The sequence below is a fragment of the Curtobacterium sp. TXMA1 genome (genome assembly GCF_020162095.1).
Taxonomy (GTDB): Bacteria; Actinomycetota; Actinomycetes; order Actinomycetales; family Microbacteriaceae; genus Curtobacterium.
The window spans coordinates 2,096,310-2,108,978 of record NZ_CP083910.1 but is presented as its reverse complement, the minus strand read 5'-3'; the positions used below and the strand labels follow the sequence as shown (position 1 = coordinate 2,108,978).

Genomic DNA, 12,669 nt, shown 5'->3' with positions numbered 1-12,669 from the left:
GTGAAGATCGCACGGTTCAGCAGCACGGGTGAAGACCCGCGGTACGGCATCCTCGACGAGCGCGACCTGGTCGTCCTCGCGGGGGACCCGATGTACCAGGGGTTCGAGACGACGGGGGAGCGGGTGCCGCTCGCCGACGCCAAGCTCCTCGCGCCGGTGATCCCGCGCTCGAAGGTGATCGGTGTGGGCCTGAACTACGCCGAGCACGCATCGGAGATGGACGAGCGGTCCGGCGACGACCCCGTGGTCTTCCTCAAGCCGAACACCGCGGTCATCGGTCCGGACGACCCGATCCGACTGCCGGCCGAGGTCGGTCGTGTCGACCACGAGGGTGAACTCGCCATCGTGATCGGGTCGCTCGCGAAGAACGTGCGGCGGGAGGACTTCGCCAGCGTCGTGCTCGGCTACACGATCGCCAACGACGTGACGGCGCGGGACCTGCAGGCGCGCGACGGACAGTGGACCCGCGCGAAGGGCTTCGACACCTTCTGCCCGCTCGGTCCGGTCATCGAGACCGAGATCGACCCGTCGGACATCCGGCTCGAGACCCGCGTGGACGGCGAGCTGCGCCAGGCGGCATCCACCAGCGAGATGGTGCACGACATCCCGTCGCTGATCGAGTTCGTCTCGTCGATCTGGACCCTCCTGCCCGGGGACGTCATCCTCACCGGGACCCCGGCCGGCGTCGGCGCGATCCGCGACGGCGAGGTCGTCGAGGTGCTCATCGAGGGGATCGGTTCGCTCAAGAACCCGGTCATCGCTCGACACTGACCCCGTCCGCCCGCCAGCCGACCGGCCCGTTCCCGCAGGGGAGCGGGCCGTTCGTCGTTCCTGCGTCGATCGGTGTCGGCAGGCGCGACACGCCCGGGCGGTGGGCTGGTTGGCTGAGGTGGTGGGGCGTGTGTAGAGTAATCACTCGTTGCCGCTGAGGCGGAGAACGGAACGGCCGAGACGGTCACCGGGTTCACCTGGGGATCTTGTCCGCCACGGTTCTTCCCCGGCAACGAACTTCCAGCCCCTCTGATGAGGTACCACGTTGTGGTGCTGAGTGGGGGGTGCGTCTGGTCCTTGAGAACTCAACAGCGTGCACATTGTCAATGCCAATTATTTTGACCCCGTGCCTGGTCGGTTTGCTGACCGGGTCGGAGACAATTCCTTTTGGATTGAATTGATTGTCAGTAGACAGTCTTTACAGTCAAGATCAACTCGGCCTGCTGCTTCGGTGGTGGGTTGGTAATTTTTTTACGGAGAGTTTGATCCTGGCTCAGGACGAACGCTGGCGGCGTGCTTAACACATGCAAGTCGAACGATGATGCCCAGCTTGCTGGGTGGATTAGTGGCGAACGGGTGAGTAACACGTGAGTAACCTGCCCCTGACTCTGGGATAAGCGTTGGAAACGACGTCTAATACTGGATACGACTGCCGGCCGCATGGTCTGGTGGTGGAAAGATTTTTTGGTTGGGGATGGACTCGCGGCCTATCAGCTTGTTGGTGAGGTAATGGCTCACCAAGGCGACGACGGGTAGCCGGCCTGAGAGGGTGACCGGCCACACTGGGACTGAGACACGGCCCAGACTCCTACGGGAGGCAGCAGTGGGGAATATTGCACAATGGGCGAAAGCCTGATGCAGCAACGCCGCGTGAGGGATGACGGCCTTCGGGTTGTAAACCTCTTTTAGTAGGGAAGAAGCGAAAGTGACGGTACCTGCAGAAAAAGCACCGGCTAACTACGTGCCAGCAGCCGCGGTAATACGTAGGGTGCAAGCGTTGTCCGGAATTATTGGGCGTAAAGAGCTCGTAGGCGGTTTGTCGCGTCTGCTGTGAAATCCCGAGGCTCAACCTCGGGCTTGCAGTGGGTACGGGCAGACTAGAGTGCGGTAGGGGAGATTGGAATTCCTGGTGTAGCGGTGGAATGCGCAGATATCAGGAGGAACACCGATGGCGAAGGCAGATCTCTGGGCCGTAACTGACGCTGAGGAGCGAAAGCGTGGGGAGCGAACAGGATTAGATACCCTGGTAGTCCACGCCGTAAACGTTGGGCGCTAGATGTAGGGACCTTTCCACGGTTTCTGTGTCGTAGCTAACGCATTAAGCGCCCCGCCTGGGGAGTACGGCCGCAAGGCTAAAACTCAAAGGAATTGACGGGGGCCCGCACAAGCGGCGGAGCATGCGGATTAATTCGATGCAACGCGAAGAACCTTACCAAGGCTTGACATACACCGGAAACGGCCAGAGATGGTCGCCCCCTTGTGGTCGGTGTACAGGTGGTGCATGGTTGTCGTCAGCTCGTGTCGTGAGATGTTGGGTTAAGTCCCGCAACGAGCGCAACCCTCGTTCTATGTTGCCAGCGCGTTATGGCGGGGACTCATAGGAGACTGCCGGGGTCAACTCGGAGGAAGGTGGGGATGACGTCAAATCATCATGCCCCTTATGTCTTGGGCTTCACGCATGCTACAATGGCCGGTACAAAGGGCTGCGATACCGTAAGGTGGAGCGAATCCCAAAAAGCCGGTCTCAGTTCGGATTGAGGTCTGCAACTCGACCTCATGAAGTCGGAGTCGCTAGTAATCGCAGATCAGCAACGCTGCGGTGAATACGTTCCCGGGCCTTGTACACACCGCCCGTCAAGTCATGAAAGTCGGTAACACCCGAAGCCGGTGGCCTAACCCTTGTGGAAGGAGCCGTCGAAGGTGGGATCGGTGATTAGGACTAAGTCGTAACAAGGTAGCCGTACCGGAAGGTGCGGCTGGATCACCTCCTTTCTAAGGAGCATCTGATCGGCCCTGCTTGCAGGTGTTCGGTTCAGGCGCCGATGCAACCCGAGTGTGGTTGCCGGTAGCTCATGGGTGGAACATTGACAGTGCAGTCGGAAGCGTAGCTTCCGGCCTGAGTACGCCAGCTTGCTGGTTGGAACGGGTCGGGGTGAGCGGGTCGGCTGGTGCACGTTGTTGGGTCCTGAGGGACCAGGCTTCCCGGTCGTGATGATCGGGGGTTGAGCCGGCGGACAGATGTTCGCTTGGTTCTTCGAGTGGGCTGCATGAAGCGAACTGGTTGGTTCGGGGAGTGTGGTGCCGATCGTATGTTGAGAACTACACAGTGGACGCGAGCATCTTAGATCGCTCGAGACGATGATCATCTCCTTTCGGGGGTGGTCGGGTGTCGAGTCGATCGCAATTTTAATCTTTGTGGTCAAGTTTCTAAGAGCAAACGGTGGATGCCTTGGCATCTGGAGCCGAAGAAGGACGTAGAAATCTGCGATAAGCCTCGGGGAGCTGATAATCGAGCTGTGAGCCGAGGATTTCCGAATGGGGAAACCCCGCCAGGCGACTTGTCGACCTGGTGACTCCCGCCTGAATATATAGGGCGGGTAGAGGGAACGTGGGGAAGTGAAACATCTCAGTACCCACAGGAAGAGAAAACAACATGTGATTCCGTGAGTAGTGGCGAGCGAAAGCGGATGAGGCTAAACCGATCATGTGTGATAGCCGGCGGGCGTTGCATGGTCGGGGTTGTGGGACACGTCGCTCAGTTCTGCCGGACTGGGGCGGTTACAGCGCATCATAGTCGAACCGGTTTGAAAGCCGGGCCGTAGTGGGTGCCAGCCCCGTAGACGAAATGGTGTTATGGCCGGATGTGTATCCCAAGTAGCACGGGGCCCGAGAAATCCCGTGTGAATCTGTCAGGACCACCTGATAAGCCTAAATACTCCCAGATGACCGATAGCGGACAAGTACCGTGAGGGAAAGGTGAAAAGTACCCCGGGAGGGGAGTGAAATAGTACCTGAAACCGTTTGCTTACAAACCGTCGGAGCCTCCTTGTAGGGGTGACGGCGTGCCTTTTGAAGAATGAGCCTGCGAGTTAGTGATATGTGGCGAGGTTAACCCGTGTGGGGCAGCCGTAGCGAAAGCGAGTCTGAATAGGGCGGTTCAGTCGCATGTCCTAGACCCGAAGCGAAGTGATCTATCCATGGCCAGGTTGAAGCGACGGTAAGACGTCGTGGAGGACCGAACCCACTTCAGTTGAAAATGGAGGGGATGAGCTGTGGATAGGGGTGAAAGGCCAATCAAACTTCGTGATAGCTGGTTCTCTCCGAAATGCATTTAGGTGCAGCGTTGCGTGTTTCTCGCCGGAGGTAGAGCTACTGGATGGCCGATGGGCCTCAACAGGTTACTGACGTCAGCCAAACTCCGAATGCCGGTGAGTGAGAGCGCAGCAGTGAGACGGTGGGGGATAAGCTTCATCGTCGAGAGGGAAACAACCCAGACTACCAACTAAGGCCCCTAAGCGTGTGCTAAGTGGGAAAGGATGTGGAGTTGCACAGACAACCAGGAGGTTGGCTTAGAAGCAGCCACCCTTGAAAGAGTGCGTAATAGCTCACTGGTCAAGTGATTCCGCGCCGACAATGTAACGGGGCTCAAGCACACCGCCGAAGTTGTAGATTTCGCACACAGACAAGCCTTCGTGGTTCAGTCGTGCGGAGTGGTAGGAGAGCGTCGTGTGGCGAGTGAAGCGGCGGAGTAATCCAGCCGTGGACGCCACACGAGTGAGAATGCAGGCATGAGTAGCGAAAGACGGGTGAGAAACCCGTCCTCCGAAAGACCAAGGGTTCCAGGGCCAGGTTAATCCGCCCTGGGTAAGTCGGGACCTAAGGCGAGGCCGACAGGCGTAGTCGATGGACAACGGGTTGATATTCCCGTACCGGCGAACAACCGCCCAAGCTAATCCAGTGGTGCTAAGAGTCCTAACCCGGATTACCGGATCCCTTCGGGGTGATGGTGTCCGGTCTAACGCTCGACCCCATGCTGGTGCGGCTAGCGTATGAACAGGTGTGACGCAGGAAGGTAGCTGAGCCAGGCGATGGTATCCGTAAGGTGAACCTGGTGTAAGGATGTAGGGCTGACGATAGGCAAATCCGTCGTCTGCATGCCTGAGATCCGACGCGTACCCGTCAAGGGGAAATCAGTGATCCTATGCTGCCGAGAAAAGCATCGACGCGAGGTTGCAGCCGCCCGTACCCGAAACCGACTCAGGTGGTCAGGTAGAGAATACCAAGGAGATCGAGAGAATCGTGGTTAAGGAACTCGGCAAAATGCCCCCGTAACTTCGGGAGAAGGGGGGCCGGACACGTGATACGACTTCTCGTTGTTGAGCGTTGAAGGCCGCAGAGACCAGTGGGAAGCGACTGTTTACTAAAAACACAGGTCCGTGCGAAGTCGCAAGACGATGTATACGGACTGACGCCTGCCCGGTGCTGGAAGGTTAAGAGGAAGGGTTAGCCCTCGGGCGAAGCTCTGAATTTAAGCCCCAGTAAACGGCGGTGGTAACTATAACCATCCTAAGGTAGCGAAATTCCTTGTCGGGTAAGTTCCGACCTGCACGAATGGCGTAACGACTTCCCAGCTGTCTCAACCGCGAACTCGGCGAAATTGCACTACGAGTAAAGATGCTCGTTACGCGCAGCAGGACGGAAAGACCCCGTGACCTTTACTACAGTTTGGTATTGGTGTTCGGAGTGGCTTGTGTAGGATAGGTGGGAGACTGTGAAGCGGGCACGCTAGTGTTCGTGGAGTCATTGTTGAAATACCACTCTGGTCACTTTGGATGTCTAACGTAGGACCCTGATCGGGTTCATGGACAGTGCCTGATGGGTAGTTTAACTGGGGCGGTTGCCTCCCAAAGAGTAACGGAGGCGCCCAAAGGTTCCCTCAACCTGGTTGGCAATCAGGTGGCGAGTGTAAGTGCACAAGGGAGCTTGACTGTGAGACTGACAGGTCGAGCAGGGACGAAAGTCGGGACTAGTGATCCGGCAGTGGCTTGTGGAAGCGCTGTCGCTCAACGGATAAAAGGTACCTCGGGGATAACAGGCTGATCTTGCCCAAGAGTCCATATCGACGGCATGGTTTGGCACCTCGATGTCGGCTCGTCGCATCCTGGGGCTGGAGTAGGTCCCAAGGGTTGGGCTGTTCGCCCATTAAAGCGGTACGCGAGCTGGGTTTAGAACGTCGTGAGACAGTTCGGTCCCTATCCGCTGCGCGCGTTGGAAATTTGAGAAGATCTATCCCTAGTACGAGAGGACCGGGATGGACGAACCTCTGGTGTGTCAGTTGTTCTGCCAAGGGCACCGCTGATTAGCTACGTTCGGACCGGATAACCGCTGAAAGCATCTAAGCGGGAAGCCGTCTTCGAGATGAGATTTCCATGCACCTTGAGTGTGAGAGGCTCCCAGCAGACTACTGGGTTGATAGGCCGGATGTGGAAGCGGGGACTAACGACCCGTGGAGCTGACCGGTACTAATAAGCCGAAGACTTGACAACACAACTATTACCGTCACCCCTTCGTGGGTGGGGGGCTCGCGTCCACTTTGTGGTTCCCGACAGACGATCGGGAATCAAACTGAATACTTCAGCAATGCTCTGAAGGAACAATGGTTTGATCCAGGATCTGGGTCGACAGTGTTCCGGTGGTCATAGCGAGAGGGAAACGCCCGGTCACATTCCGAACCCGGAAGCTAAGCCTCTCAGCGCCGATGGTACTGCAAGGGGGACCTTGTGGGAGAGTAGGACGCCGCCGGACTCAACGTTCAGCAACACCAGGAAACCCCTGACCGTGACCGGTCAGGGGTTTCCTGCGTTCCCAGACCGTTCACCCGCATCAGCGGGCCGCTCGTCCCCGGCGACACGATCCGACAGGGGCCGCGCCGGTAGAATCAATCCGTCATGACTGCGCCATTCACCACTGCCTCCGGCTCCGACGTCCGAGTCCGTTTCTGCCCGAGTCCGACCGGGACCCCGCACGTGGGGCTCATCCGGACGGCCCTGTTCAACTGGGCGTACGCGCGCCACACCGGCGGCAAGCTCGTCTTCCGCATCGAGGACACCGACGCCGCCCGTGACAGCGAAGAGTCCTACGAGCAGATCCTCGACGCACTCCGGTGGCTCCGTCTTGACTGGGACGAGGGCGTCGAGGTGGGCGGGCCCCACGGTCCGTACCGCCAGTCCGAGCGCTCGGACGTGTACGAGGACGTCGTCGCGAAGCTGCGCGCGTCCGGCCACGTCTACGAGTCGTACGTCACCCCGGAGGAGATGGAGGCCCGGAACCGGGCCGCCGGTCGCGACCCGAAGCAGGGCTACGACAACCACGAGCGGGACCTGACCGAGGCCGAGCGCCAGGCGTTCCGGGACGAGGGTCGCCAGCCGGCGCTGCGGCTCCGTGTGCCCGACCGCGACCTGAGCTTCGACGACCTGGTGCGGGGGGAGATCACGTTCAAGCAGGGCACGTTCCCGGACTTCGTGGTCGTCCGACCGAACGGCAAGCCGCTGTACACGTTCACGAACCCCGTGGACGACGCCCTGATGGGCATCACGCACGTCCTCCGCGGTGAGGACCTGCTCTCGTCGACCCCGCGGCAGATCGCCCTGTACGAGGCGCTCGTCGAGGTGGGGATCACCGACTCCGTCCCGGTGTTCGGACACCTGCCGTACGTGATGGGGGAGGGCAACAAGAAGCTGTCGAAGCGCGACCCCGAGTCGAACCTGTTCCACCACCGCGCCGCGGGCATGGTCCCGGAGGGGCTCCTCAACTACCTGGCGCTGCTCGGCTGGTCGATCGGTCCGGACCGCGACGTGTTCTCGTCGGACGAGATGGTCGCGGCCTTCGACGTCGCCGACGTCAACCCCAACCCGGCGCGGTTCGACCACAAGAAGGCCGAGGCCATCAACGGCGACCACATCCGCCTGCTCGACGCCGACGACTTCCGCGCGCGCCTGCTGCCCTACCTGTCGGACTTCGTCTCGACGCCTCCGACCGCCGAGCAGGAGCGGGTGCTCACCGCTGCGGCACCGCTGGTCCAGGAGCGCATGCAGCTCCTCGGTGAGGCTCCGGGCATGCTCGGCTTCCTGTTCACCGCGGACGACGAGCTCGTGGTCGAGGACGACGCGGAAGCCACGCTCAAGGACGATGCCGGTGACGTGCTCCGTGCCGGCGTGACCGCGCTCGAGGGAGTCGAGGACTGGACGACCGCGTCGATCGAGGCAGCGCTGCGCGAGGCGCTCATCGACGGCATGGGCCTGAAGCCGCGGGTGGCCTTCGGACCGCTGCGGGTCGCGGTGTCCGGGCGTCGGATCAGCCCCCCGCTCTTCGAGTCCATGGAGATCCTCGGCAAGGACTCCACGCTGGCACGACTCCGCCGGCTCGCGGACCGCTGACGCCGCCGTGGTGACGAACCCGGTCGGGCAGGACACCGCCGACGTCCTGTCCGTGGACGTCGCGGTGATCGGTGCCGGGCCGGCCGGGCTGAGCGCTGCGCTCAACCTGGTCCGCGCCCGGCGCACGGTGCTGCTCGTCGACGCGAACCGGCCGCGCAACGCGGCCACCCTGCGGTCGCACGGCTTCGTCACGCGGGACGGGATCTCACCGTTGGAGCTCCGGAAGCTCGGCCGGGTCGAGGTGGAGTCGTACCCGGAGGCCACCGTGGTGCAGTCGGTCGTCGACCGTGTGGCGCGCGAAGCGGACGGGTGGAGCGTGCGCGGCGCCCTCCGTGGGGCCGAGCTGCGGGCCCGTGCGCGCGCCGTGGTGATCGCGACCGGGCTCCGCGAGGAGTTCCCGCCGTTGCCGTCCCTGCGGGCGTTCTACGGCACCTCCGTGCACAGCTGCGTCGAGTGCGACGGGTACGAGCACGCCGGGCAGTCCCTGGCGTTCCTGTGCGAGACGGCCGACGTGGTCGACCGCGCGCTGCTCGTCGGCTCGTGGACGGACGACCTCGTGGTCTACACGAACGGTGCAGCGGTGCTCGACGACCGTGGTCGGACACGCCTGTCGGCCGCCGGCGTCGCGGTCGACGAGCGGCCGGTCGCGGACCTCGAGGGCGGTCGGGACGGGCTGACCGGTGTCCGTCTGTCGGACGGCGACGTGCGGCCGCACACGGGTGCGTTCGTGCGGCCGCTGTGGCACGCCGACCTCGACTGGCTCGAGGCGCCCGTCGAGCGAGACGACGAGGGGCTCGTCCGCGTGGACCGTCTCGGTCGGACCGGGGTGCCGGGGCTGTACGCCGTCGGTGACGTGACCCCGCCCGGCCCGGAGCAGCTGGTCGTCGCGGCGGGTCACGGGGCCTCGACGGCCGCCGCGGTGCACCGCGACCTGGTGGGTGGTCTCGAGGACCTCCGGGATGCTGTACAGTAGTTGATCGTGCCCCGGACAACGGGGAACGAGAGGCCAGCAGGCTTCTTGGGGTATGGTGTAATTGGCAACACAGCGGTTTCTGGTACCGTCGTTCTTGGTTCGAGTCCAGGTACCCCAGCTCGAAGGAAAAGCCCCCGGGAGATCCCGGGGGCTTTTCCCGTTCCACGGCCGGACGACGGCCTCCCAGCGGTCCTGGGACCGGCAACGAGTCCGGACACGCCCGACCTGCGCCGGAACCCGATATCCGTGGTCAGCCTGCCGGGTGGTACGCCACGACCCAGTCGACGAGCACGTGCCCGTCCGAGTCGGCAGGGACGTGCGCGTCGTCGAGCGTGGTCTCTGCCTGCAGCGTCACGCGCATCGGGACCGTCGGCACCGCGCCCGTCGTCGTGGCCACGAGCGCCCCGTCCCACCAGAAGCGCACCGCCCGGGCGGTCCACTCGACCGTGGCCACGTGCCAGTCCTCCTGCCCGCCGGGCACGGTCGGGGCGTGCTCCGGCAGGAACCGCATCGTCCGGGTCGACGCGTCGTAGCTGCCCGGCACGGCCGACACCGGGCGGACGTCGCCGCCGAGGTCACCCTCCGGCCAGTCGATCTCACCGTCGTCCCACCGTCCCGACAGCGGCCACAGGATCATCACGAACTTGTAGCCGGGTGCGTCGTCCGCCCGGTACCGGATCGAGACGCGCTGGTGCGTGTACGACCGGTAGCCAGCGGGGAGGACGGTCGCCACGAGCGGCTGGCCGCCCTCGGAGCGCAGGTGGAGGTCGAGGACGGAGTCGTGCACCGAGACGACCTCGTCCGGGTGGTAGACGCCCTTGCCGGAGGTGTCGCGGAAGCCGCGGTACTCGGCCATCTCCGGGTAGACGTCGAGCAGTTCGCCGCGTGCGGCGTCGCGGTCGAAGTCCTGCTCCAGGTACGGCACCCAGCGGACGCCGTCGGACTCGACGTCGCCCGAGGGCATCTCCGCGGCCGCGGCCCGGTCGACCCTGCGGATCGAGGTCGGCAGGACGACGGCGACGGTACCGGTGAGCGCGGCGGCGCCGACGAGTCCGGCGACGACGGCTCCTCGACGCAGGACGTCGCGACGCGAGGGGCGCGACGCGAGCGGTCCGGGTTCAGGCCCCATGCGCGACCTCGTAGACCCGGACGCCGTCGCGGTCGTAGCGCAGCGTCCCCTGTCGGGCGGTTGCACGCTCGAGGGCGTCGACCTCCGGACCCGTCGCGGTGCCGCGCTCGACGACCTCGGCTCGCTCGGTGTCGGAGAACACGAGCCACGCGACACCGCCGTGCGCGCGGTCCGCGAGCGACTCGTCGAGGTCGGTCGGGGAGATGCCGCGCGGGTACCACTCGGTCAGGTCCTCGAGCGACTGCACCTGGCCCCATCGCTCCAGGTACGCCGGGTAGTCGGCGCCGACGATCGCGGGGAAGCTGCCGACCGTGGTCAGGGTGTCGTCGCCCGTGAAGCGCGTGTCGAGCCAGCGGGCCGCGGCGACCTCGCCGGCAGGCGTGCGGTTCGACTGCTCCGCCTGGAAGGTGGTCGTCACGAACAGCACTGTCGTGACGACGACCAGGGCGGCCGTGGCGACGAGCCGGACGCGTCGCCCGTGCACGGCGTGGACGGCGGCGATCGCCAGGAAGGGCGCCGAGAACAGCACGACGCGGAGCCGTCCCTCGCCGCCGTAGCTCTGTCCGAGCACGAGCACCGCGGGGCTGGCGGCGAGCCACAGCACGAGCAGCGCCTGGTGGCCGTGACCGGCACGGACCATCCGCACGACGCCGACCAGCGCGACGATCGCGACCAGGGCCGTGAGGACGAGCACGCCGCGGCTCTGCAGGGTGGTCGCGAGCGAGGGGATCGCGATCGAGGTCGTCGCCGCCGTCGCGTTGCTCAGCGGGTCGAAGCCGGTGACGAGTCCGAACTTCTCCTGCACGTAGTCGAGGTTCGGCAGGAGGTAGAGCAACGGCGCGACGGTCACGGGCACCGCGGTCCACCACGGACGGACCACCCCGACGGCGACGAGTGGGACGAACGCGGCGACGAGCACGTAGGGCGTCAGCTGGTGGGACGCCGAGATGACGGCCTGCAGCAGCACGACCAGGACGACGGCGGTGACGGTCGCGGTACCGCCCCGGCTCCCCGCGGCAGCGACCCCTGCGGTCGGCGCGATCGGGTCACGCCGGGCCCGGAGCAACCGGGACGCGACACCGACGATCCCGCGCCCGAGCGCGTTCGGGGAGCGGCGCAGCGCGGTCAGCACGACGAGGACGACGGCGAGGAAGAGCGCGAACGCGAACGCCTGCGGCGAGTAGTAGTCCTGTCCGACCCAGTTCGCGGCGCTGAAGACCACGGCGGCCGTGACGGCCCAGCGTCCCCGGAGCCCCAGGGCCCTGGCGATGCCGAGGACCAGCGCGGCGTCGACCAGGGCGAACGCGACCTCGACGAAGCGCACCGGTGCCAGGGCGTCGGCGGTGGACGTCGCCGACCCGAGGAAGGCGCTCACCGCGAAGAAGCCCGGCCAGCGGTTGTAGATGTCGATCGCCGGGTCGACGGTGCCGTGCTGCTGGATGTACGCGGTCACCGCGACGTGCTTGAAGACCCACGGCGGACGGGGCTCGGCGGCGGTCAGGTTCGCCGTGCCGTAGACGACCACGACGAGCACCGCGGCTGCCGCGACGCGGAGTGCGGCGGGGAAGCGGCGGTCGACCAGGGCGACGACGGTGACCGCGAGCACCGCGCCGGCACCGACCCACCACGTCGGGGTGACGGCGGTGAGCAGCCCCCACTCGCCGAGCACGCCCGTGGTGGTCTGCGCGGTACCGACGGCCCAGGTCGCGACCCCCGCGACGAGGACGCCGCCGCCGACGGCGAGCCGGACCACCGTGCCCTCGCGACGGGCTGCCCAGGCGGCACCGACGGCGCGCCGCAGCGACACCCGGTCGGTCGACCGCGCTGCGACGATGCCGTGCGCGAGCGTCGCCCAGCCGCTCACGACGAGGACGAGCCCCGCCGCCGGGACGGGCGTCCAGTGCCCGGTCCAGACCATGACGAGGGCCACGACGGTGTCGACGGCCGCACTGGTCACGACGACGAGCGCCGCCCGACCGATCGGCTCGGTCAGCCGGAGCGGACGGACCACGGCGGTCCCGGGGACCACGAGGAGCGCCGTCAGGACCACGGCGGTCTGCACCGCACCGGTCGTCCCGGTGAGCAGGACGGCCGTCGCCCCGAACGCCAGCACCGCGGCGGCGAGCGTCGGCACGGGGGAGTGGTGCACCCGCTCGGCCTGCCGGAGCACCACGCGGGTGGGCGTCGTCGCGGTCACGGAGCGACCACCGGGGTCGTGCGGGGCATGGGGTGTTCCTTCGGTCGGGTACCGTCTGTCCAGGCACGGTACCGAGCGCCGAGGACGGCCGACGAGGGGCCCCACGGCGTTCTGCGGGTGCCCTGCGGCATTGCGGCATCGCGCAGGGCCCGCCCGTCCGGGC

5 protein-coding genes, 1 tRNA gene and 3 rRNA genes are annotated in these 12,669 nt (G+C 65.0%); 7 read left to right on the top strand and 2 right to left on the bottom strand.

Annotated elements, in window-relative coordinates; genetic code table 11:
- From LCG91_RS09965 to LCG91_RS09935, 7 genes are all read left to right on the top strand, one after another.
- Nucleotides 1–771 carry a fumarylacetoacetate hydrolase family protein gene (locus LCG91_RS09965; RefSeq protein ID WP_058729002.1) on the top strand — a complete coding sequence of 257 codons (771 nt, stop codon included), beginning with the start codon at nt 1–3 and terminating at the stop codon, nt 769–771.
- Between the two features lie 470 nt (nt 772–1,241).
- Nucleotides 1,242–2,763: ribosomal RNA gene (locus LCG91_RS09960) — 16S ribosomal RNA — on the top strand.
- A gap of 425 nt (nt 2,764–3,188) precedes the next feature.
- A 23S ribosomal RNA gene (locus tag LCG91_RS09955) occupies nt 3,189–6,317 on the top strand.
- Nucleotides 6,318–6,459: 142 nt separating this feature from the next.
- A 5S ribosomal RNA gene (gene rrf, locus LCG91_RS09950) occupies nt 6,460–6,576 on the top strand.
- The 16S, 23S and 5S rRNA genes sit together here, the layout of an rRNA operon.
- 143 nt (nt 6,577–6,719) lie before the next feature.
- Nucleotides 6,720–8,207 carry a glutamate--tRNA ligase gene (gene gltX / locus LCG91_RS09945; RefSeq protein ID WP_224441281.1) on the top strand — a complete coding sequence of 496 codons (1,488 nt, stop codon included), beginning with the start codon at nt 6,720–6,722 and terminating at the stop codon, nt 8,205–8,207.
- A gap of 10 nt (nt 8,208–8,217) precedes the next feature.
- On the top strand, nt 8,218–9,180 hold the full coding sequence (locus tag LCG91_RS09940) for an NAD(P)/FAD-dependent oxidoreductase (RefSeq protein ID WP_224441280.1): 963 nt from the start codon (nt 8,218–8,220) through the stop codon (nt 9,178–9,180).
- Between the two features lie 46 nt (nt 9,181–9,226).
- A tRNA-Gln gene (locus tag LCG91_RS09935) sits at nt 9,227–9,298 on the top strand.
- Between the two features lie 132 nt (nt 9,299–9,430).
- Here LCG91_RS09935 and LCG91_RS09930 read toward each other — a convergent pair.
- Entirely contained in the window at nt 9,431–10,309 is an 879-nt protein-coding gene (locus tag LCG91_RS09930) for a glycoside hydrolase family 16 protein (protein ID WP_224441279.1), read from the bottom strand.
- Nucleotides 10,299–12,506 carry a hypothetical protein gene (locus tag LCG91_RS09925; RefSeq protein WP_224441278.1) on the bottom strand — a complete coding sequence of 736 codons (2,208 nt, stop codon included), beginning with the start codon at nt 12,504–12,506 and terminating at the stop codon, nt 10,299–10,301. The genes LCG91_RS09930 and LCG91_RS09925 overlap by 11 nt, the downstream gene beginning before the upstream one ends.
- Nucleotides 12,507–12,669 lie beyond the last annotated feature (163 nt).

Excerpts from the sequence above, each read along its gene's own strand:
- gltX (WP_224441281.1), top strand. The coding sequence starts at position 6,720 with ATGACTGCGCCATTCACCACTGCCTCCGGCTCCGACGTCCGAGTCCGT.
- LCG91_RS09930 (WP_224441279.1), bottom strand. The coding sequence starts at position 10,309 with ATGGGGCCTGAACCCGGACCGCTCGCGTCGCGCCCCTCGCGTCGCGAC.